This is a genomic window from Virgibacillus proomii (genome assembly GCF_018916875.1).
GTDB lineage: Bacteria > Bacillota > Bacilli > Bacillales > Amphibacillaceae > Virgibacillus > Virgibacillus proomii_B.
Genome location: NZ_JAHLNO010000012.1, coordinates 1 through 19,104, shown reverse-complemented (window position 1 = coordinate 19,104; position 19,104 = coordinate 1). Strand labels below are relative to the sequence as shown.

At 43.2% G+C, this 19,104-nt stretch carries 26 protein-coding genes, 13 tRNA genes and 1 rRNA gene; 2 read left to right on the top strand and 38 right to left on the bottom strand.

What is annotated here, in order from left to right; translation table 11 throughout:
- Positions 1 to 33: 33 nt before the first annotated feature.
- The 7 genes from KQI21_RS05240 to KQI21_RS05210 form a co-directional block, all read right to left on the bottom strand.
- Entirely contained in the window at positions 34 to 1,275 is a 1,242-nt protein-coding gene (locus tag KQI21_RS05240) for a hypothetical protein (RefSeq protein WP_216482988.1), read from the bottom strand.
- On the bottom strand, positions 1,276 to 1,518 hold the full coding sequence (locus tag KQI21_RS05235) for a hypothetical protein (protein WP_216482986.1): 243 nt from the start codon (positions 1,516 to 1,518) through the stop codon (positions 1,276 to 1,278).
- A 16-nt stretch (positions 1,519 to 1,534) separates the two neighbouring features.
- Positions 1,535 to 2,005 (bottom strand): hypothetical protein, encoded by a 471-nt coding sequence (locus tag KQI21_RS05230; protein ID WP_216482984.1) that lies wholly within the window; start codon positions 2,003 to 2,005, stop codon positions 1,535 to 1,537.
- A 211-nt stretch (positions 2,006 to 2,216) separates the two neighbouring features.
- Positions 2,217 to 2,393 (bottom strand): hypothetical protein, encoded by a 177-nt coding sequence (locus KQI21_RS05225; protein ID WP_216482983.1) that lies wholly within the window; start codon positions 2,391 to 2,393, stop codon positions 2,217 to 2,219.
- Positions 2,394 to 2,443: 50 nt separating this feature from the next.
- Positions 2,444 to 3,223: a hypothetical protein gene (locus tag KQI21_RS05220; protein ID WP_216482981.1), complete on the bottom strand. Its 780-nt coding sequence runs from the start codon at positions 3,221 to 3,223 to the stop codon at positions 2,444 to 2,446.
- A gap of 251 nt (positions 3,224 to 3,474) precedes the next feature.
- Positions 3,475 to 4,011, bottom strand: coding sequence for a hypothetical protein (locus KQI21_RS05215; RefSeq protein WP_216482979.1), 537 nt, complete (start codon positions 4,009 to 4,011; stop codon positions 3,475 to 3,477).
- A 473-nt stretch (positions 4,012 to 4,484) separates the two neighbouring features.
- Positions 4,485 to 5,039 (bottom strand): hypothetical protein, encoded by a 555-nt coding sequence (locus tag KQI21_RS05210; protein WP_216482977.1) that lies wholly within the window; start codon positions 5,037 to 5,039, stop codon positions 4,485 to 4,487.
- A gap of 164 nt (positions 5,040 to 5,203) precedes the next feature.
- On the opposite strand from KQI21_RS05210, the gene KQI21_RS05205 reads away from it, so the two are divergent.
- Together KQI21_RS05205 and KQI21_RS16690 are read left to right on the top strand one after the other, a co-directional pair.
- A complete protein-coding gene (locus KQI21_RS05205) occupies positions 5,204 to 5,416 on the top strand; it encodes a helix-turn-helix domain-containing protein (RefSeq protein ID WP_309245505.1) in 213 nt (70 codons plus the stop codon).
- Between the two features lie 28 nt (positions 5,417 to 5,444).
- Positions 5,445 to 5,648 carry a helix-turn-helix domain-containing protein gene (locus KQI21_RS16690; protein ID WP_216482975.1) on the top strand — a complete coding sequence of 68 codons (204 nt, stop codon included), beginning with the start codon at positions 5,445 to 5,447 and terminating at the stop codon, positions 5,646 to 5,648.
- Here the strand turns inward: KQI21_RS16690 and KQI21_RS05195 are convergent.
- The 31 genes from KQI21_RS05195 to rrf all read right to left on the bottom strand — a co-directional run bounded on the left by KQI21_RS05195 (position 5,638) and on the right by rrf (position 18,877).
- Positions 5,638 to 6,618 (bottom strand): toprim domain-containing protein, encoded by a 981-nt coding sequence (locus KQI21_RS05195; RefSeq protein WP_216482973.1) that lies wholly within the window; start codon positions 6,616 to 6,618, stop codon positions 5,638 to 5,640. The genes KQI21_RS16690 and KQI21_RS05195 overlap by 11 nt on opposite strands.
- 46 nt (positions 6,619 to 6,664) lie before the next feature.
- A complete protein-coding gene (locus KQI21_RS05190; RefSeq protein ID WP_216482971.1) occupies positions 6,665 to 8,020 on the bottom strand; it encodes a DnaB-like helicase C-terminal domain-containing protein in 1,356 nt (451 codons plus the stop codon).
- Between the two features lie 4 nt (positions 8,021 to 8,024).
- Positions 8,025 to 8,270 (bottom strand): hypothetical protein, encoded by a 246-nt coding sequence (locus KQI21_RS05185; RefSeq protein ID WP_216482969.1) that lies wholly within the window; start codon positions 8,268 to 8,270, stop codon positions 8,025 to 8,027.
- On the bottom strand, positions 8,267 to 8,908 hold the full coding sequence (locus KQI21_RS05180; RefSeq protein ID WP_216482968.1) for a hypothetical protein: 642 nt from the start codon (positions 8,906 to 8,908) through the stop codon (positions 8,267 to 8,269). Before KQI21_RS05180 ends, KQI21_RS05185 begins: the two co-directional genes overlap by 4 nt.
- Complete coding sequence (locus KQI21_RS05175; protein ID WP_253291307.1) at positions 8,909 to 9,661, bottom strand: P-loop NTPase family protein; 753 nt, start codon at positions 9,659 to 9,661, stop codon at positions 8,909 to 8,911.
- Between the two features lie 137 nt (positions 9,662 to 9,798).
- Positions 9,799 to 10,002, bottom strand: a complete 204-nt coding sequence (locus KQI21_RS05170) for a hypothetical protein (protein WP_216482967.1) — start codon at positions 10,000 to 10,002, stop codon at positions 9,799 to 9,801.
- Entirely contained in the window at positions 10,003 to 10,755 is a 753-nt protein-coding gene (locus KQI21_RS05165) for a hypothetical protein (RefSeq protein WP_216482966.1), read from the bottom strand.
- 34 nt (positions 10,756 to 10,789) lie between these two features.
- Positions 10,790 to 11,212 (bottom strand): hypothetical protein, encoded by a 423-nt coding sequence (locus KQI21_RS05160; RefSeq protein WP_216482964.1) that lies wholly within the window; start codon positions 11,210 to 11,212, stop codon positions 10,790 to 10,792.
- 113 nt (positions 11,213 to 11,325) lie between these two features.
- Entirely contained in the window at positions 11,326 to 11,724 is a 399-nt protein-coding gene (locus KQI21_RS05155; RefSeq protein ID WP_216482963.1) for a hypothetical protein, read from the bottom strand.
- A gap of 14 nt (positions 11,725 to 11,738) precedes the next feature.
- Positions 11,739 to 12,128: a hypothetical protein gene (locus tag KQI21_RS05150; RefSeq protein ID WP_216482961.1), complete on the bottom strand. Its 390-nt coding sequence runs from the start codon at positions 12,126 to 12,128 to the stop codon at positions 11,739 to 11,741.
- Between the two features lie 86 nt (positions 12,129 to 12,214).
- Positions 12,215 to 12,529 (bottom strand): hypothetical protein, encoded by a 315-nt coding sequence (locus tag KQI21_RS05145; RefSeq protein ID WP_216482959.1) that lies wholly within the window; start codon positions 12,527 to 12,529, stop codon positions 12,215 to 12,217.
- A 1-nt stretch (position 12,530) separates the two neighbouring features.
- Positions 12,531 to 12,938, bottom strand: a complete 408-nt coding sequence (locus tag KQI21_RS05140; protein ID WP_216482957.1) for a hypothetical protein — start codon at positions 12,936 to 12,938, stop codon at positions 12,531 to 12,533.
- Positions 12,939 to 13,568 carry a hypothetical protein gene (locus KQI21_RS05135; protein WP_216482955.1) on the bottom strand — a complete coding sequence of 210 codons (630 nt, stop codon included), beginning with the start codon at positions 13,566 to 13,568 and terminating at the stop codon, positions 12,939 to 12,941.
- A gap of 23 nt (positions 13,569 to 13,591) precedes the next feature.
- Positions 13,592 to 14,401, bottom strand: coding sequence for a DUF3102 domain-containing protein (locus KQI21_RS05130; protein ID WP_253291306.1), 810 nt, complete (start codon positions 14,399 to 14,401; stop codon positions 13,592 to 13,594).
- A 281-nt stretch (positions 14,402 to 14,682) separates the two neighbouring features.
- A complete protein-coding gene (locus tag KQI21_RS05125; RefSeq protein WP_216482953.1) occupies positions 14,683 to 15,111 on the bottom strand; it encodes a helix-turn-helix domain-containing protein in 429 nt (142 codons plus the stop codon).
- Positions 15,112 to 15,573: 462 nt separating this feature from the next.
- Positions 15,574 to 16,119, bottom strand: coding sequence for a DUF5067 domain-containing protein (locus KQI21_RS05120; protein ID WP_216482951.1), 546 nt, complete (start codon positions 16,117 to 16,119; stop codon positions 15,574 to 15,576).
- Between the two features lie 110 nt (positions 16,120 to 16,229).
- Positions 16,230 to 17,204 carry a tyrosine-type recombinase/integrase gene (locus KQI21_RS05115; RefSeq protein ID WP_216482949.1) on the bottom strand — a complete coding sequence of 325 codons (975 nt, stop codon included), beginning with the start codon at positions 17,202 to 17,204 and terminating at the stop codon, positions 16,230 to 16,232.
- A 243-nt stretch (positions 17,205 to 17,447) separates the two neighbouring features.
- Positions 17,448 to 17,521, bottom strand: a tRNA-Cys gene (locus KQI21_RS05110).
- Between the two features lie 14 nt (positions 17,522 to 17,535).
- Positions 17,536 to 17,610: transfer RNA gene (locus KQI21_RS05105), tRNA-Gly, on the bottom strand.
- 4 nt (positions 17,611 to 17,614) lie between these two features.
- A tRNA-Gln gene (locus tag KQI21_RS05100) sits at positions 17,615 to 17,689 on the bottom strand.
- A 12-nt stretch (positions 17,690 to 17,701) separates the two neighbouring features.
- Positions 17,702 to 17,774 (bottom strand) — tRNA-His (locus tag KQI21_RS05095).
- A 12-nt stretch (positions 17,775 to 17,786) separates the two neighbouring features.
- Positions 17,787 to 17,860: transfer RNA gene (locus KQI21_RS05090), tRNA-Trp, on the bottom strand.
- Between the two features lie 17 nt (positions 17,861 to 17,877).
- Positions 17,878 to 17,962 (bottom strand) — tRNA-Tyr (locus tag KQI21_RS05085).
- 21 nt (positions 17,963 to 17,983) lie between these two features.
- A tRNA-Phe gene (locus KQI21_RS05080) sits at positions 17,984 to 18,059 on the bottom strand.
- Between the two features lie 38 nt (positions 18,060 to 18,097).
- A tRNA-Asp gene (locus KQI21_RS05075) sits at positions 18,098 to 18,174 on the bottom strand.
- Positions 18,175 to 18,212: 38 nt separating this feature from the next.
- Positions 18,213 to 18,289: transfer RNA gene (locus KQI21_RS05070), tRNA-Met, on the bottom strand.
- 105 nt (positions 18,290 to 18,394) lie between these two features.
- A tRNA-Val gene (locus KQI21_RS05065) sits at positions 18,395 to 18,470 on the bottom strand.
- 5 nt (positions 18,471 to 18,475) lie between these two features.
- Positions 18,476 to 18,550: transfer RNA gene (locus KQI21_RS05060), tRNA-Glu, on the bottom strand.
- Between the two features lie 19 nt (positions 18,551 to 18,569).
- A tRNA-Ser gene (locus tag KQI21_RS05055) sits at positions 18,570 to 18,662 on the bottom strand.
- Positions 18,663 to 18,664: 2 nt separating this feature from the next.
- A tRNA-Asn gene (locus KQI21_RS05050) sits at positions 18,665 to 18,739 on the bottom strand.
- A gap of 22 nt (positions 18,740 to 18,761) precedes the next feature.
- A 5S ribosomal RNA gene (rrf, locus tag KQI21_RS05045) occupies positions 18,762 to 18,877 on the bottom strand.
- Positions 18,878 to 19,104 lie beyond the last annotated feature (227 nt).

Below are 19,104 nucleotides of genomic sequence, written 5' to 3'. Positions count from 1 at the left end.
GTGGTTGTGACGTTTTGTTAGTTGGTTTATCGGTTAGTCGCGGTCAAATCGGTGTTCTACCGGTGTGATTAGTTTTAAGTTCTCTTTATAGTATGCATAGTCGAGTGTCTTTCCGAGTGGCACAGACCAGCCTATCGCTAATATACCTTCTACATCAACTTTTGTTATCGAGACTAATGTGCCTACCGGAGATGCGTTTGGGCTATGTACAACCTCCGCAATATCTCCCGCCTTAAATTCGTCAACTTCACGTCCGATTGACGCCCACTTTTCGATTTCCACTGCCTCTTTTTCCGAAATCTTTTCGAGTTGGTCGGGAGTTGCGTAACCAAACATTACCTTTCCGTCCTTAATCTGTACTCTATAACCGTTTTCATGGTAGAACTTAGCTTTATATACTGTGTACACTTCTCCGTCTTTGTACCCTTTCAACGGAAAATTACCGCCACCCGAAACTAAACGCACCTTGTCACCTTCCGAAAACTTTGCGAACTCTGCGTTTTGCTCCTTCTCCCACACCTTTATTTCCGCTGTCGTCATGATTTCAACTTCTCTCGGAAGTATTACTATGTCGTGTTCTTTTACGTAAATATCTCCGGCACTGTCTATGTGTACTACAGTCAGTACATCTCCGTTATCATACGCACCGTCCGTATATATAGCATTTACAACGCGCAACTTGTCGCCCACTTTCGGCGTTAGAGGCTCGACCTCATTTTCGAAAACCCATCCGTCCCACGGTTCTATGCCATTTAAATAACGAGCCTTATATGGTCGACTGTTTCCTGCATCGTCATCAACTTCGAAAATTTCAACGACATCCCCTTCCGTAAAATCGTGAGTTCCTTCGGCTGTAATTCGTACTTTATCGCCAACCTTATACTTTAACTCCGTACCCTCTTGGCTAGTTTCTTCGGCTTCTTCCACTTGTTGTTTCGCCTTTATTTCTTCCACGTCCTGCTCGAGTTTGGTTACGCGGGAGTCTAGCGTGGAGGAAGAATCGGAATTTACCTTGCGGAATATGTAGGATTGGTCTATTATACTAAAGTTTTGACCTCCCCCATCGTGAACTACAGTCTTCGGAAACCATCTACCTTTAATTACTTGATAATAAGCTCCGGTAGTTGCATTCAGGATATGGTTTCCTTTATATAACGCAATATCACCGACATTTGCGTCACCGTCAACCCTCGCATATTCCGCACCTTCGTATTCAACCTTCGTTACCTCTCCGTCTTTCATGTCGAGTACTTTTACGCCCTCTAGTTTCGCCATTTAATCGTCTCCCTCCGTAATTGTTTTATCAAACTCGTCAATGTCTATTTCATATTTACTCGTAAACTGCGCTAAGCACCCGAGCGAACAAACATCATATTCTCCGCTAATATCCCGCCAAACCTCGCTGCCCTCGTAAATCTCGTCAAGGCAATTCGCACACTCTCCGACTACTTTTCGATCGTCTATTCCGATTCCGTCCGCCAGTTTCCACCGATCATAATTCGGGATTTCTGTCGCCATCTTATACGCCTCCTCTTTACACGCCGACCTTTCGAAATTCCTTGTCGATTTCTAATGCCGTGCTCTGCACGATTTCATCCGTCAATGTTCCACGATCGAGCGCCAACGGCAGTTCTATCCATCGCTCTTGTGCTCGTTCTTCCTTCATCCAATACTCGCTAATTCCCCGATTCTCGATAAGAAACACACGAGGAGTAATTCCGTCATCCACCAGCACACCAACGTAATAGTCGATGGCTTCGTCGGATGTGTAACAAGTCCCGTCTCCTTTTTTAGCGAAAAGTACAAGGTTATCTCCGCGATCTTCTCGTCGCTTCAGTGTCTTAACTTGGAATTTAACGTCCTTCCCACTAATGCGGTCGGTCGCTATTAAGTCGTAATATTCTCGTGTGGTTGGGCGAGCAACTCCGACATAGCCGGCTGCCATTAACGCAGCTTCGGCGATCAGTTCGGAGTAGACGCCCACTGTTTCGGTTATGTACGCCACTATTTGTATTCCTCCTCTAGCTCTTTATACATATATGTAAGCACTCTTTTGCGGTTGAATGCGAACGTTTGTTTATTAAACTTATCGTCAAATTCTATAAAATCAGCGTAAACATCGTCGTTAATAATTTCCTGCAATTCCTCTAGCTCATTATCCGAGATTCTAATATAGCTAATATGGTTGTTGTCGAAATGGATTTCTACTTCGTATATCAAACTCCCCACTCCTCCTCTCTTATAACTTCAATTACTCCAGTATCTACCAAATAGTCGATGTTAACTTGATCGCGAACTTCATCGATTTCGATAACATACCCTTTCTGCCAGACTCCATCCGCTATAAATTCCGTAGGGTAGTAGTCTTGTAATATGCGAGCTTTAACCTTCATAACTTCGACTCCTCCTTTTCCTCAGAAACCTCCGCTCGTCAAACGGAAGGTCAGAAGGGTAATTCCTCGTCTGTAATCTCTAACGGCTCGCCGCCACCATTTTCCGCTTGCTTGCTGTCGGTATTTCCTCCGCCCTCTAATCCGATCAAACTTACGTCAAATCCCGCTTGCTTTAACAGCTCGATCATTTCATCGTCGTCCGCTTGATACAAAATATTTTCGAACAATTTGGCGTCAAACTTTTCCGGTGCATTGTCGAAGTGTTTCTGTTGTTCGGCTGTTAAGTCGTCAAGGTACGGAGTCAAACTTACCGTCGTGTTTGTGCTTGCTCCTTCTTTCGAAAGTTCGAACGCAAGTTTGTCGAGCTTGTTCCCGTATTTCTTAATTGCGTTATTTACGGCTTGGGCTTGATTTTTCGTCAAGTCAACTACGATTGGTTTTCCGGAGTCTATGTCGATGAATCCGAACATAAACTTCTGTTTGGCGCGGTATTTATTCGCCTCTTTGCTGTGTTCATCGTTAAATTCTTTCGACTTGTCTGCGTGATATTTCCATGCCTTATCCCACGGCGTCAAGTTTTCTATCGGATATCCTTTCGCTGATTTCTTGCTCGGATTCTTTGCAGTAAAAGAATTAACTTTCTTGAAGATTCCGTAGTTATAGTACATCGCGAAGTCACCGATTACAGTCCCGTTTATTTCCTGTCCGATTACTTTTACGAGCAGTGTCGTACCACTCGAAAACTTAGTAAAATCAATCGAATTATTCTCGTTTCCACCTTCGTCATTTAGCGCTCCTAACGCGTCTGCTCCCGTTAAAATATCGCTCATTCAACATTCGCTCCTTATTCGTTTAATTTTATTTTTATTTCCGGAACTTACAATACGTTCAACCGCCTAGCTTTGCTGCCGATTGAACGCTGCATATTCCGTTGTTTCGGACGTGCTTCCCGCCCGTCGCAAGTTACGTACTCCTCCGCGAAACCTAGTCGGCGATTAAGCAGCAACTAAGCGCGCAGTTATCATATAACTGCCTACCTAACGCAGGGCTACGTAACCTCCGACGGGCGGGCGAGTATGCTTTACCAAACTCGCGCCAACGACTTTACCGCACTTACTCGCTTTCGTTTAATCACGTGTTCCTCCTGCGGCAATTCATCTAGTCGCATTTTCAACGCCTTTATCCGCCCTTGAATCGCTAGTTTCTTCGGTAGGCTTCTCGTTTTCAGTAATCGCAACCTAAGCTCGCCTATCTCGATCTCAATTTCTGCCTGTAGGCGGGTGATTGCGTTTAGTCTACGTCTTTCTTTCGTTTGTTCTTTCGTGATTTCTTGACGGGCAAACTTCCGCATCCTCGTGCGAGTTTCTCCCGTCCAGTTAGGCGTCATTACCGTAATTATTCGATCGACGTCTTTATCTACCGCCAGTAATACACCGCTAGAAACGAACAATCTCGCTATATTTCCGCTGTCGTCGATCATATCGGTTATGTACGTAGCATGTTCGAATTTTTGCCGTAACCACCTTGCTGTTTGCTTATATGGAATATCAAAGCGTTGTTCCGCCCTTTTTCGTGCGTGCTTCGTTGTCTGTACGCCAGCTCCTTGTACGTCCTTCATCCGCAACGCACCGCCTTTAATGTTGCCGGTAAGAATACGTAGTCCATTACATCCTCGTCTGCGTTAAGTGCTCCGTTGTAGTCGTAGTCGGGCGTAGAGCGTGCGATTAGTTCGGATATTGAAGGTAATACGGGCAGTACAGTGGTACTGTCGTTTATTGCGTTCATTTTTCGTCGTCCTTTCGTCTTTTATTTCGTTATATTTCCGTTCTTTTTTGTAAATTTTTGTTGTTCTAATATGTTAAATAGTGTATAATTATTAATGTATTATTAATGCATAGTAAAGAAATCTAAGCATGGCAAGAAAACATATCCAGATAAATAAGTCAGCGACTGTAATTTCTCGGAGCTTGTTTTTAGTTTTATTTATCAAAAAATTACAACTCCTTTACATTTATTGACTTTATTATTAGTAGGTCTTATAATGTAGAAAGGTCTATAAATAAATAGTAATACACTATAAGACCTGTAATTTCATATAGCTGCGGATAGATACGTAATCCGATCAGCACAACGTTTTTTGAAGCGATTAACGGATTTACGGTAGCTCTCAGGGTTTCCTCCCAAAGCATCTGCCAATGCTCGGGAAATTAAAGAGTTATTCGTGTTTCCTAAAGACCAAGCTTCGAGGATTACTTTTTTTTGACGATCACCTTCTGCCAAAAGGTTGATCGTCTCTTTATTTAATACATCCGCCTCAACATCTGCCAACGTGTCCAGCGGTTCAAACTCAATATCTTCCTTTGAATTATCTTCACTTAGCATTCTACTAATCTCGCTAAATGTCATATAATGTTCTTTTTTAAAGTGTTCTTTAATAGAATATGAAGCTGTTTCTCTTATCATTTTATCAATATATCGTCGGTGGTGTTTATTTTCTTCTCTTTTATTTATGTAACTCCCAACCCTATCTATACATTTTTTCTCAAAAGCCGTCTGATCAACAATCCTATTTCTTATCTTGTCTGATACTTCATAAATGCGATTAATAATCCATGCACACTCATAAACTGCTAAAATATTATTCATTTTTCATCCTCCTACTATATATCGCCCGAAAAACTAAAAAAGTGGGACAATAAATTTTAATTTTTTATCCATGACCTAATTATAATCTAAAAGTTTACTTTTGTAAACATTTAGATTGCATTTATTCATATATGCTATTATACTTATAATATAGGAGGTGCTTTGTGTTGGAAAAAATAATTTCTTATAAACCTTTAAGGCATTTGTTAGTTGATATGGATATTAACATAACTAGTTTATGCCGTGATTTGAAAATCTCGTCTACAATTAGGACTAAATTGACGTCTGACCTGCCTGTTTCTTTGAGGACTATCGCAAAAATATGCCGATACCTCGACGTACCTATCGAAGACGTAGTCGAAGTTATCCGTGACTAAAAGTTATTAAGAAGGACGGTTGTGTAAAATGAGTTTCTCTTACAATAAATTAGATAAAATTCTTGAAAAGAAAGGACTATCTTATAATAAACTATATGAGTTGGGTTTGATAACCGATTACTCGTGTCGTCAGTTAATTGCAGGTAAAAGTGTTCAACTTAATTATTTAGTTAATATATGTGAGTATTTAAATGTAACTCTGGACGATATTATCGAAATAATTAAAGATTAATATACGATATCCGGACGGAGCCAACTGGCTTCGTCTTTCTTATCGCCTCTACATTTCCGCTAACTAACGCCTCATTAACGTCCTTAACTCCGCTAGGAAACGGAAGAACCTCCCGCAATTCCACCGCACCTTTTAACGCGTCTATCAACTGCCGCTTTACCTTTTCGCCTGCCTTGTCGCTGTCTGTAGCAATTATCACCCGCTCAATCGGACTCTTACGTATCAACTCGATTTGTTTATCGCTAATACTCGCCCCACCTATCGCAATCGCAGGCTTACCCGCCGTATAAACCGACATAACGTCAATCTCCGCCTCACATATGTATACCTCCGACAAGCCATGTCGGTATACTTTATCGATGCCGTACACGAGGTGTCGTACTGGCTCCGCACCTTTCCGATACCAAAACGCCTTGCCTTGCGTTTTACGGTATTTAACGTTAGCCAGTTTGCCGTTCGCGTACCTCCACGGTAAAGTAATTGCGTTGGCTTGCCGACTAAATCCAACACCCATAAAGCGCTGTACCTTTTCGGAAATCCCACGCTTAGTTAAATACGGATGCTTGTAGGCGTATGGTTTTAGCGTTGTTTCCGCAAGCACTACAGGCTTTCTTTGCTTCGGTAGGTGCAACTTAGGTAACCGTAAATTATCGCCCGCATTTACGCTATTTAAGCCGTATGTACTGAGTAAATATTCGGCTGTTTCTTCGTAGGTCTCGTCACGCAAAAATGCCAGAAGCTTAACGAAGTTACCCGATTCATAATCGGCATCGTAAGCGCCTGAATCCGCCCACGTGCCGGCATATTCTCCGTCTAGGTTGACGAAAAAGGACGGCGTGCGGTCGTACCTAAACGGGCTGGCTGCGATTAGTTTTTCCGAAGTCCAGCGCGGACGATGCCACGGGAACTGTTCGAGTTCCTCACGTATATCCACATCCGCTACATCGTCGCCTATTTTTAATATCGGCATTATGTAACCCCTTTCTAGTGGTAAAGTTTGGAAGAGTTTACCTCGGTTAAAATTGTTTTGTAAAGGAATTGACGTTTATGTTATCTACCGACAACTCCCGAATGACTCCGATCTGTGGCAAGTACGTAATTTCGCACTGTTCGCCCTCACCACCGTCTCGTCCTTTGTTAATACCGACTAGCCCACGTCCTTCTTTATGATTCGTATCAATCGGAATTAACATCGCCGCGTCTTCGAGAAGTTGCTTCGTTTTCTTTACGTGAGCCCTCTCCGGCAACGAAACCTCTCGCGTACCATCTTCGTCTTTTTCCTCGGTTGTTTCCTCGGCTTGTGTAATCGCAAACACAACCGTCTTTGTTTGACCGGCTAATCGACGTAACTTTTTCGAAGTTTCCTCGGCGTCTCCGCCCGTCTTTCGGGAGGTATTTTTTTCGTAGTCGAGATAATAAAACGGGTCTATTACGACTACGTCCGCATCGTTTAACGCAATTTCCGACTCCAATTGACGTAGGTCTCTCCGCATAAAGTCCTCGTCATCTACGCCACGTACGATTAAGTCGCCGTCTAGCTCCGTATATATATAGTCGATAAAGTCGAGGAATTCACGCTCAAACTCGTCGGAAAGCGAGCCCTGACGTATTCCCCTCGCTTCAAAGCCCGCTTCGAACACTTCTCCGTCAATTTCCGCTTTAGTTACGCCCTTTTTAGCGGACATATACACGAACAACCGCACCATTACCTCGTACCAGCCCATTTCCATCGACCAGATAAGTACAGTTGCTCCCTGTTCCGCTAGGTACAACGCTTCGTACAACGTTACTGCCGACTTGCCTCGTCCTGATCGTCCATATGGTACGTATATATTAGACGAGACATACCCCCCGCCTACGTCATTGATTATCGAATAGTTGCTCTGCCATATTTTAAAGGATTCTCCGCGTTTCCTACGAAAGTATTCTTCCTTTATTTTCTCGGTGTCTTTTTTAACGCTTGTTCCTACCTTATCACGAACACCTGTTCTTATTCTAATGGATTCGACAAAATTTTGCAAGTCCTCTAGGAAAATATTTCCGTCCATTTCCGAAAATTTCTTTTGTGTGGCTGGGCTGTTGATATACTCCATAAACTGTCGCTTAGCCGACTGTTGTTTAATTTGCTTAGCCAGCCACGAATACCTGTCCGTTACCCCCTCCCGATAATAAAAGTCGGGAAACTGTTCGACTACTGTCCGGTAGTCCGGTGCTTTTCCTCCGTTTTCGTGCGCATACTTGGAGATAAATTCGAATACCTCTCGTTCCGTTTGCGTGTCAAAGTCTTGTTGTTCAATTGAGTAATTGCGAATGGCTTGCGTTGTACCATCGTCAAGTACTCGTGATAAAAACTGTTCTCCGAAGTTTGGCATTCGGCTATTCCTCCTTTGCGTCTAGTAACCTCATGGCTTTACGTAATCCGCTTTCGTATGTAATTAATTCTTCCGTTTCATCGTCGTTTAATGCTTGCCTTAGCTTATCCTCTACGATAAGTAATTCCGCCTTAATTCCGTGAAATGCCCGCCAGTATTTACGGTTAACTTTTTCGAGTTCATACATATAGGCGCATTCCCAGCATCTTAACCGTCCGTGGGTTTCGCAAATTTCGTCTTTAACGTTCATTCCGTTTCCTCCTTCGTAGTAAGTTCCGATAATTTCCGCATAGCTTCGCTTCTTTCCTCCGCGTTCCCGCCATTCAGTTTATCAAGCAGCATGTCGACCGTCCCCTTATACGCCTGATCGTCTAGTACCTTCTCGATAATCTTACGTTCTGCTTCAATCATTTCTGGCGTAGGGTTGGCGTGATTGTATTCCGACGTTTTCTCGCCTAGATCACGGGTAAACGTCGTATGCAACGGCAGACTAAGCCAGTCCTCGGAAATCCACTTACCGTACATATCGATAAGAGGGTCGTTTACTAGTCGGTATCTATATACGCCTTCCTTGTCGTCGAATCTGACGTCACTTATTTCGTATACAGTAGGCGATATGTTATCGAACTGCGCGTAATATCCGTCTTCGTACGGGTTGTATATCAACACTTCGTCTCCGACTTCGAACATTGGTTCGTTAAATCTAGGCGTAGGGGTATCGATTAAATACTGGTTTCCTCTGCGTTTAATTGTAACGCTAGCTTCTTTTGTCCAACTCGTTCGATTATCATTTTCGGTGCGTTTGCTACCTGCTTTCGCTAGTACATAGATGGTTGCGGCTATACTGACTATACTGCCGACTGTTAGTAACGATAGTTTGTTTCGCAATTAATCGCGCTCCCCTCTCTTCGATTCTCCCTCGAAAAATACCGTCTGGCATAGTTTCTTATCGCCAATCCTATCAGCAAGTCTCCGCTCTCCGAAAATCAACGGAAGCTTTTCAACGGGCACATTCGATGTATATACCGTAGGCTTACCGCTCGTGACTCTCGCATTGACCACGCTATGCAAATCCGCCACAAACGCCTCGCTCGTACTACGCGTTGCTAAATCGTCGATAACAACGAACTCCGTATGCTTAGCGTGCTGTATAGCGTTGTAATACCTTACACTTGCAGGCTCGGCGATTGAGTCTGGTACGCGCGGGCGGTTGAACATATTGTAATCCGTCTGCAACTGGTGTGCGTCGAGAAAATAGGCGGGTCTCTGTTCCGGTTGCAACCCGCGCTGGATACTCCCGACAAAGTGCGTTAGTAGGTACGCATTCAACAACGCAACAGCGGAAGCTGTCTTTCCCGTTCCCGGCTCTTCGCTCCAAAGATACAGCGACTTAATTGTGCCATCGCCTTCAGCAAACTGTCGGGCAAATGTAGTTACATATACGTCGAAAAAACGGTAAGGCTCGGGTTGGTCTTTGCGGGCAGGCGAGTTGTTTAACGTTATGTTTCGGTATCTTTCCTGCACGTTTGCTGCGCCTAGTCGTCCGCCCGTTCCGTTTGTGCCGTGGAATGCGACGTGCAAGGCGGAGTGTGGCGTGCAGGCTTCCATCGTTACTTCGTTTAGTAGGCATTTCTTTCGCAAGTTTTATCGCTCCTTTCTAGTCGAGTAAATGTTACTACATGTATTCCTGTGCCGTATAGCCATTGAGAACCGAGCATTTCCTCAACGGCGTAACCTCTTAGTTTAATTTCTCTCATTCAATCCACCTCCGCTTAGATTTATATTAATTGCTCGATAATCTCGCCGACTTTCATTTGTTCCTTGTGGCTCATGTCCGGCAGTAAGCCTATAATCTCGCCAACTGCTTTGTCTAACTGTTCGAGTGCTTCCGCAACTTCTCCTCGCTTTTCTTCGTACTGTGCTATACGTACAAATCCGTCCGAACCCCACGTCATCCCTTTTAAGCTTGCTTTTCTCGGCATTTATTCGTCCTCCTCTTCCGGCGGAGTTGAGTCGGAATCGTCGATTATTTCGTACTGATCTTCATAAATATGTCCGGGCGATTCTAATGTCAACGGCTTATTTTCACGATAAAACCCGCTTACAGTTTCGATATTTCCGTTCAAAAACCTACTTCGCAGTTTTAACCGTATCTTATCGCCCACGCGCACCTCCGTCGGCTGTGGCGCGTTTAAGTATTCGGCAGGTACGAAAAGTCCTAACGCTCGTCTTAACGCAATTGCCATTCCGATGTGTACGTTGAAGCAGTCGGAGGGCGCGCATTTTGCGATTCCCCTTGCATATACTTTCGAATAATCAGCACCTTTAAGTAAGCATACTACCGTCCGCTTTTCTTTATTTATAACGAACTCTTCGCGGACTACTAGTGCTCCTAGTGAAATCCCCTTCCTGCCTTGTAAGGTCTGTGCGTATTCGTATCTCGTTAGTTCCTGAATATTCGCCTTCGCCTCCGCAACAATCCTATCTCTTTCCGCCTGCTGTATTCGTTTAAATTGCGTATCATAGTCGATTTTCTCGCCTTCTTCGTCCCACTGGTCGAATATGCTTCGCTTTTCAACCGCACGCTCCTCCGAATTCCACTCGCTGAACAACTCGCCAATACCTTCGTCCCCTTTAGCGCCCGCCTCATACGCCTTATATGCGATATACTTCGTCACCTTTTCGTTCAATTCGAGTAATTCCTTCACGTTCATTTCCGCATAACTATTCGCCATTCTACCCGCTCCCTTTTCGTTTGTATATCGTCCCCTATAACCAGTCCAGCACGTCGTCCATGTCGAGCTTGTTTGCGTCGCCTCGCGTTTCTTCTTCCGCCTGCTCGCCCGCTTTCTGTTCCGCCAAATACTCCGCCTTTACCCGTTGCCATGTCGGTTTCTTATACGTCCAGCACCAGCCGAAACTAACGCCCGGATATTTCGGATTAGGGCGATACTCCGCAAAGGATTCGTCAATAAACCGTTTTACTAACGCTTTATCTTCCGTTTGTGGCTTCGCTCGCGTACCGATTAAGTTTCCGAGTTGTCCTTGTTCAGCGCCCCAACCGCGGTAAGGTACGTATTCAATTCCGAACATTTCGAGGTGCTTCCCCTTTAAGTATTCGGTAAATGTCGTTACGTTCCAGCGTTCTATCGGTAAATTGCGCCAGTCCTTCGTGGTTGGTTTATTCGTCACACCCGTTCACTCTCCTTGCCTGTTGCTTCGTCAATCCAGTCGTACACCTTTTCGCCATCACGTAGCACCTCCGTTAATACTTCGCTAACATATTTCATATTTATTCGTCATTATTACAACTCCTTTATGATATTATCAATTGTCGAGCATTGTCCGTTTTCTATAACGTTCTCCAATAGTCCACGCAACTTACTAATTTCCGTTACGTATTTATCCATAAGCACGGTATCGAATCTCAGTAGTTCCGTAGCCTCTTGTTCTCGTTTTATCAACCGCTCAATCTCCGCCTCTTGTTTCGAAATGTGTTCGAGTAAATTAGGTACATCTTGTCGGGAGTTTGCGATGAAGATTGCGTCCTGCGGTGTGTACACATTTTCTGCTACCGCTTCATTACCGTCCTCCCCAGTAATAAACAACGTTTCGTCGTCAACTACCGGAACCCAATCCCATTTACCTTCCGTAGCCTTGTTCGCCCTTTGCGTTATCTCTTCGAGTTGTTTTTTCGTTAGCATTCATCTTCGCTCCTTCATCCGGTTATAAAATAAGTAGCTATTCGGTCTTGTATCAACTGTATTGTAACTTCGTTAGGATTATCGAAAACAAGTTTGATACTGTTTTCTGTCTCCGTCCCTTTGACGGTAAAGTAAACGTGAAACGTAGGTTGTTCTACTCCTATCGTATACATGTCTTCTATGCTATCTCTTGAATTATATTCTAGTTCTACGCTAGTAATCATAATTACTTGATTCTTAAAATACGTTGTATATTTTTTACGCATTTCGTGATACATTTGTCTTTTTCCTGCTTTAACTCCTGCATGGTAATACTTAATTTCAGCTTCATACTTTCCCCTTTCGTATCCGACGTTATAACCCTCGTTATAACCCTTTTCGAAAGTCCTTCTGGTAAAAATCATCAGTTACCTCGTCTCCTCTCGTATAAATTCCGTGTTATTTTCGCTTGAATTTGGCGTGCCATAAGACGTTTTATTCCCTCTGAATACTATTCGTCATGTTGCGTTAGAACTGCGTTAATTTGCCGTCTAATTTGGCTTATTTCGGCAAGCAACTGCGGAATTGTTTCTGCGTCGGAATCGAGTATCGTTTTATCAACGACTGCGTTAATCGCCTGCTCTATTTTCGGGTAATAGCCGACGTCCTCCCACTTTACGGTAATTTCCGGGGAAGCGACTTTGGCTTTGCGTTGCTGCCAGTTCGGTGCTTTCGTTGGGTCTACGAGCTTTCGCTTGCGTAAAATAACGTTGAAGTTGTCGGATGTAATTCGGTAGTTTTCGTTGATTCGGATATTTAACGGCATGTTATGCGTCCTCCTTTAATACTGCGAGTGCTTTGCGTAGTTGGTTGGCGTTGACGAATATACTTCGATCTCCTTCTATAAATAAGCGGATTTTTTCGGTATACTGCTCAATCGATAAGCCTTTCGGTTGGTACGTGTTATGGCTGTCGCTGATGATCGGGATTGTTACCTTTTCCGGAGTTTCCTTGACTACGTAACCGTTGACTAGTGCTTCCATTAACACATCGTAACTTCGCTGAGAATATGGTTCAGAATTACCATTAAAGTACATAGAAAGGACGTCTACTTCGTCAATATGGTCATGGACAGATGTGGTAGCGTCGAAAATATCGCTGTTAGCAAATCCTTTATTACGTAAATTTTCGATTGCTTCCGCCACTTCTTTTGGTAATTTAACTTTTTCGCTCATTTAACGTTCCTCCTTATTGTCGATATACTCAGACTCTAAGAACTCGACAAATTTAGTAACATGGTTATTTATAAATAAATATGAATACACAGAGTTTGATTGTTTACCATCATGGAACATTACTATAGTTTTCTTAGGAGTGTCTATTCCGTACTTCTTGGCAAATCTTTTATATACTTCATGTCTAGCTATTTTTGCTGCTGTTTTCCCTCCTTTAAATTTAGCTATACCCTCGACAGTATCAGAAAATAATCTATACGTTTTTGTTCCTTCTTTTGTCAGCTTTGGTAATTTTCCATTGTAGCTGTCGACCATAGGGTATTTTTCAACGTTATAGTATACCTCAGACAAGCGTTGTTTGAGTTGTCCGATAGTCTGCATTCTTTCCCTACTTTCTTCACGTTCGTCAATTGCTTTTATAACGTTACTAGGCTGTAATCTTATAGAATTACCTATTGAACGTAAAAGCCTCTGCTCCATGACTTTTAACCTTGCGTCCATTTTATTAATAATACCTTCCTCAAGTTCCGAAAACTTTTCGTCAACTCTTTCCGAGACAAACCCGCGCATTCCTATAACTTCGTTTTGTACGTCACTAACTGCACCTACGATTTCCTTTCTACCAAACATTGAATCATCTCCCTTAGACTTATTTAATTTACTTCTATAATCTCAGCGTCAATAATTCCGCTGTTCCTACCTCCGTCAAATATCTCGCTTAAAGTACGCCACATGTTTCGATTCTTTTCGAACTCATCACGCATATCCTCGTCAGCCTCCGCTAATGCCCTTAACTGCTCAATGTCTGACGTAATCCACGCATATTTACGTTGCCATTCCGATAATTCGTCCATAGCGTTGTAAAAGTCGTCCAGCAACTTAACTCCGTAAGGTGTGTCGAATGAACGGTCGCGGAGTTCGGGCGGCTCAACGTATTCCGTCCGTACTTCGGGTTCTCTCGTTGCATATTCTTCCGCCAATGCTTCGAGGCGCTCTCGTTCCTTGCGTTCGAGTTCGGCTTGTTGTTGTGCTTGCTTTCGTTGTTCTTCCGCCCGCTTTAAGTCCGCTTTGAGTTGTCGTAGCTCACGGACTGTCATTTCAGCCGGCGTTTTGGTTTCGCCTTTTGACGTGGTGTGCGGTTTGTCGCGTTCTTCAGGTGGGAGCGTGGCTATTTCGTATAACACATTTAAGCCCAAAAGTGACGACGTCGTCATATTTGAATCTGAAAGCTCATCTGTAACTTTCATAAACCTGTTAGCTTGTCTATAAGGTATTCCAGCACTAACTTCTACCCACTTCTTAAACTCGCCATGAACCAAGTCATTTTCCTTTACGTGTTTCAATCGCCTCCCTATTTCAAATATCGCTTCGCCAGCTACTTGTTTATAAGCATTTATTTCGGCTGTTATTATGTTTATGTCAGAAGATAGCTCCTGCTTTGGTTGTTCCTTTACTTCGTTCAACTTTCTCACTCCTTTATTAGTTAGCATTTTCCGAAGTATCTTTATAGTAGTTATTTTTCGGAATGTATTACATGACCCGGACTTGAAAGTGATTTTCTTTCAAGGACGTAGGTTTTTCTTTTTTTTTTTACTTACTCCGAAAAGGTACTTAATTACGTCTATTTTTTAGCGCTGGTATCTTTTCTTGTTAAAAGAATAGTTCTTGTTAAAACATGGTTCTAGTTAGTGCAACCTACATCCATGGTGGCTACAGACCACGTGACTACAGGTTGCATGGATAGCTATGTTAACTCCTCCGGCTCAGCGTCAAATATTCGAATTTGGCTTATCGGCAACACGGTATACCTCGTATTATCCCACGTACCGTCTCTTGCTCTATCCTGCACCGCCGTAACTAATGGACGTCCCTGCCATCGATATTCAAGTAACTTTCGAATTCGCTTTCCGGCAGCTTGTCGGCTTACTCCGAGACCCTTTGCGATTTGTGCTTGCGTTGGGTAGCATTCGCCTTTCTCGTTCATAAACGAAGCTATGACGCAGAGAGTTCGCCAGTTGCTGTCGCCTAAGTCTGCGAGTAGTCCGTGCTTTACTGCGGATACGTACAGCTTAAGAAAAATTTGCGTCTCGGACTTTCCGTTAGTGATGTCGTGTTCTGTACGAGATTCGAGTGCGATTAACTTTTCGGAGTTTTGTTCGGTTGTTTCGGTCATTTTGCATATCAACCTCCCTCTATTAAGATACATACATGTTAAAGTAGATTTAGGGACAACTAATTTTATTTTTCTCCGTCTACTATTATCTTCCCTACCGAAAGTCATAAAGTGGGACAATTTTTTTTAATCTTTTATCCCTTTACTTTATATAGACCGTAAAAATGAAAATTTGGGACATTTATTTTTACTTTTTTCTGCCCTCCCTACTCTATATAGCCCGGTAATCACTAAAAACTGGGACATTTAATTTTTAACCTATCGTCTATATAAACGAAAACCCGCATCACAGTTGCGTACTTTTATATAAATTTTTCATCTCTCTACCAATACATTCCCCGTTAGCTGATAACATTTGGGACATCTAAATTAATGTTTTTATTTTCTGAATTTAATTTTAGACATAAAAATACCCTCGCAGACTTCTTCTCCGCAAGGGTTTTTCGTTAGTTTATTTAAATTCTACTTAGATGTTTCGATGATTTTTTCGAAAGGTTTTTCTCCCAAGCCTAATCCCGAATCGGTTAATTTAACAGGTTCTCCGGGATACAATATCTCATACGCAAGCACTCCGGTTACAGTTTCGCCGGGCTTTACTTGTTTCTGTGACATTTCAACTAGTTCCGGTTTGTAGCTTTCAGGGACTTCCATTAATGCGTCCTCTAATTCCTCCACTGTTTTATCAGTTTCTTGTTCAGCTTTAATAGTGTACAGTGACGCCATGTACAAGTCATCTGGCTCTTCGTCCTTATTCGTGTAGTCTACTTCGATTGTTAATATTTGAGAGTCCCCGTCCTCACTCTCGATTTGCTCAATACTTTTTATTTTTATGGTATTAAACTCAGACTCTGCCGTATCACTGCTCTTTTCTTCCTTTTCATTTTTAACTTCTACTTTTTCCGCCTTTTCAGGTGGTTGCTCTTTTGCGGTTGATTCTTCTTTATTACCGCAAGCTGCTAAAACGATTACAAATGTAAACGATATTAATAGGACTAGAATCCTCTTCAAATTTAACTCCCCTTTATTATGTGATATTTATAATATAATAGTACCAATTAGTAGATAATATTTCCATATAAAAGTAAAACCCTCGTAGAAATTATCTACAAGGGCAAAATTTATCTTTTTATTAAACTTTCTAACGGACTAAATTTCCGATGAGCGTCCGCAACCTCGTTACTAAATAAATTTACGTAATTACGCACCATGTCGAGACTTTCATGTCCTAACACCGCCTGTAACGCAAACACATCTGCTCCATTTTGCACGGAAAGCTTCGCGAAAGTATGTCGTAAAGTATGCGGACTGCATCTCACGTTTTTAATGTTCGCCATTCGTCCGTATTTCCTAACGCGATCTTGAATTTGCCTTCTACTCAACGGATGGTTGTCGATGTTAACGAATAAATGATCGCAAGCAATGTCGCCTCTTATCATAACGTATTTCCTTAATTGCCTTCGCATTTTCGGCTGAAACGGCACTAACCGATCTTTTGCACCTTTTCCTTTGACGAGAATTTGGGCATCTTCCCATCGAATGTCACGGACCATTAAGTCCGACATCTCTCGCAACCTTATACCTGTCTCTACGAATAATTGAAGCATCGTCAAGTCACGAAATCCGGTGAATGTAGCCGTGTTCGGTTGGTCGAATAATCTCAGCAATTGGTCGCGTGAGAACGTTTCTATGACCTTCTTTTGCGCCTTTACGAGTGCAAGTTTTCGTACCGGATTGTGTTCGATCATTCCGTTTTCGTACAAGTAATTGTAAAACGCACGAACAGCCCGTAACAACGCGTTTATTGACGAAGCTTTGTAATTTCCGTTATCCATTAAGTATAAAATAATATTATTCTGAATTATCTCCAGCGACATTTTCGTCGGGTCAGTTGAAATGCGTTGTTGTTCGAGCAAGTCTCGGAATAACGTCAATTTCTGCCAATAATACTTAACGGTATCTTCCGAAAGATTCCTTATTTTACATCGCTTAATGAAGGCGTTTAAACAGGCGTCATAGTCCGTTTCTAATTGCTTAGGTATATTTACCTCTCGCTCGAATAAATCCGCGTCTATGACGTTTTTTCTACGTCCCATTTGATTGGTTTTCCCTCCGTCCGTTCGCTCGGATTTGATTCGGGTGCGCGCAAATTGTGTACAAAAATAAAGCGCAGGTAGTCGAAAGTTCGTGCGAACTAACGAGTCCTGCGCAATGTATGTGTTAATTTCGATGTATTTCCGCTACAATGCCCGATATAGCAACGTTTATAGTAAACGGAATGCAAACGACGATTTTGAGTCCCGCGCGTCTGCCAATTCCGCCACACCGGCAAATCGGATTGGAGGCGGTAACCGGATTTGAACCGGTGATAAAGGTTTTGCAGACCTCTGCCTTACCACTTGGCTATACCGCCATTAAATATAAAATTGGAGCGGAAGACGGGATTCGAACCCGCGACCCCCACCTTGGCAAGGTGGTGTTCTACCACTGAACTACTTCCGCAAAATGGCTGGGCCACTAGGATTCGAACCTAGGATACACGGGATCAAAACCCGATGCCTTACCGCTTGGCTATGGCCCAATCTACCCTAAGGGCGACCGGTGGGGATCGAACCCACGGATGCCGGAGCCACAATCCGGTGCGTTAACCACTTCGCCACGGCCGCCATGTATATATATGGCAGGGGTAGTAGGAATCGAACCCACATCAAAGGTTTTGGAGACCTTCGTTTTACCATTAAACTATACCCCTACATATTAAAAACAAAATGGTGGAGGGGGAGAGATTCGAACTCCCGAACCCTGAGGGAGCGGATTTACAGTCCGCCGCGTTTAGCCACTTCGCTACCCCTCCGTGTAAATAATAAAATACAAATGGTGGCTCGAGACGGAATCGAACCGCCGACACAGGGATTTTCAGTCCCTTGCTCTACCGACTGAGCTATCGAGCCATTAACTTTTATGTATGAAAACCAATTCATCTTTATAGTGGCGGTCCGGACGGGACTCGAACCCGCGACCTCCTGCGTGACAGGCAGGCATTCTAACCAACTGAACTACCGGACCAATTAAATATAGTGGTAATGATTTTATACTAATTTATTTGGTTGCGGGGACAGGATTTGAACCTGCGACCTTTGGGTTATGAGCCCAACGAGCTACCAGACTGCTCCACCCCGCGATATGAAATAGCTTTGCTATGTTATAAAAGAGATATTTCTTAAGTCTCTGTCTACTAGTCTACATAAAAATGAGTTATCATTCAAGTTATATAAGTGACCGTTACTGGTGGAGGATGCAGGGCTCGAACCTGCGACCCCTTGCTTGTAAGGCAAGTGCTCTCCCAGCTGAGCTAATCCTCCTTATTTGGTGACCCGTACGGGATTCGAACCCGTGTTACCGCCGTGAAAGGGCGGTGTCTTAACCGCTTGACCAACGGGCCAGAGAAAATATTTTTCAAGTGGCGGAGAGCGAGGGATTCGAACCCTCGAGGCCGCGGTAACGGCCTACACGATTTCCAATCGTGCTCCTTCGACCAACTCGGACAGCTCTCCATTGGCTCCACAGGTAGGATTCGAACCTACGACCGATCGGTTAACAGCCGATTGCTCTACCACTGAGCTACTGTGGAATATTCCAATAAGAATCACAATGCCTGGCGGCGTCCTACTCTTGCAGGAGCAAAGCCCCAACTACCATCGGCGCTGGAGAGCTTAACTTCTGTGTTCGGTATGGAAACAGGTGTGGCCTCTCCGCTATTGCTACCAGACATGCTTATGATTTTGTCTGTCTTTGTGAGTTTCTAAAAAATAGGCACAAGCCTTATTATAATTGTTTTCGTAAAAAAAGCAAGTCTTTTTATCAAAAAATGTGGATGATACCTTAAAAACTAAATAAGAGATCATTCAACGACTATCTTCCCATTTTGATTTAGTTAAGTCCTCGATCGATTAGTATTCGTCAGCTTCACGTGTCACCACGCTTCTACCTCGAACC

Coding starts and splice junctions, on each gene's coding strand:
- KQI21_RS05240 (WP_216482988.1), bottom strand. CDS start 1,275: ATGGCGAAACTAGAGGGCGTAAAAGTACTCGACATGAAAGACGGAGAG.
- KQI21_RS05235 (WP_216482986.1), bottom strand. CDS start 1,518: ATGGCGACAGAAATCCCGAATTATGATCGGTGGAAACTGGCGGACGGA.
- KQI21_RS05225 (WP_216482983.1), bottom strand. CDS start 2,393: ATGAAGGTTAAAGCTCGCATATTACAAGACTACTACCCTACGGAATTT.
- KQI21_RS05220 (WP_216482981.1), bottom strand. CDS start 3,223: ATGAGCGATATTTTAACGGGAGCAGACGCGTTAGGAGCGCTAAATGAC.
- KQI21_RS05215 (WP_216482979.1), bottom strand. CDS start 4,011: ATGAAGGACGTACAAGGAGCTGGCGTACAGACAACGAAGCACGCACGA.
- KQI21_RS05210 (WP_216482977.1), bottom strand. CDS start 5,039: ATGAATAATATTTTAGCAGTTTATGAGTGTGCATGGATTATTAATCGC.
- KQI21_RS16690 (WP_216482975.1), top strand. CDS start 5,445: ATGAGTTTCTCTTACAATAAATTAGATAAAATTCTTGAAAAGAAAGGA.
- KQI21_RS05195 (WP_216482973.1), bottom strand. CDS start 6,618: ATGCCGATATTAAAAATAGGCGACGATGTAGCGGATGTGGATATACGT.
- KQI21_RS05190 (WP_216482971.1), bottom strand. CDS start 8,020: ATGCCAAACTTCGGAGAACAGTTTTTATCACGAGTACTTGACGATGGT.
- KQI21_RS05185 (WP_216482969.1), bottom strand. CDS start 8,270: ATGAACGTTAAAGACGAAATTTGCGAAACCCACGGACGGTTAAGATGC.
- KQI21_RS05170 (WP_216482967.1), bottom strand. CDS start 10,002: ATGCCGAGAAAAGCAAGCTTAAAAGGGATGACGTGGGGTTCGGACGGA.
- KQI21_RS05165 (WP_216482966.1), bottom strand. CDS start 10,755: ATGGCGAATAGTTATGCGGAAATGAACGTGAAGGAATTACTCGAATTG.
- KQI21_RS05155 (WP_216482963.1), bottom strand. CDS start 11,724: ATGCTAACGAAAAAACAACTCGAAGAGATAACGCAAAGGGCGAACAAG.
- KQI21_RS05150 (WP_216482961.1), bottom strand. CDS start 12,128: ATGATTTTTACCAGAAGGACTTTCGAAAAGGGTTATAACGAGGGTTAT.
- KQI21_RS05145 (WP_216482959.1), bottom strand. CDS start 12,529: ATGCCGTTAAATATCCGAATCAACGAAAACTACCGAATTACATCCGAC.
- KQI21_RS05140 (WP_216482957.1), bottom strand. CDS start 12,938: ATGAGCGAAAAAGTTAAATTACCAAAAGAAGTGGCGGAAGCAATCGAA.
- KQI21_RS05135 (WP_216482955.1), bottom strand. CDS start 13,568: ATGTTTGGTAGAAAGGAAATCGTAGGTGCAGTTAGTGACGTACAAAAC.
- KQI21_RS05125 (WP_216482953.1), bottom strand. CDS start 15,111: ATGACCGAAACAACCGAACAAAACTCCGAAAAGTTAATCGCACTCGAA.
- KQI21_RS05115 (WP_216482949.1), bottom strand. CDS start 17,204: ATGGGACGTAGAAAAAACGTCATAGACGCGGATTTATTCGAGCGAGAG.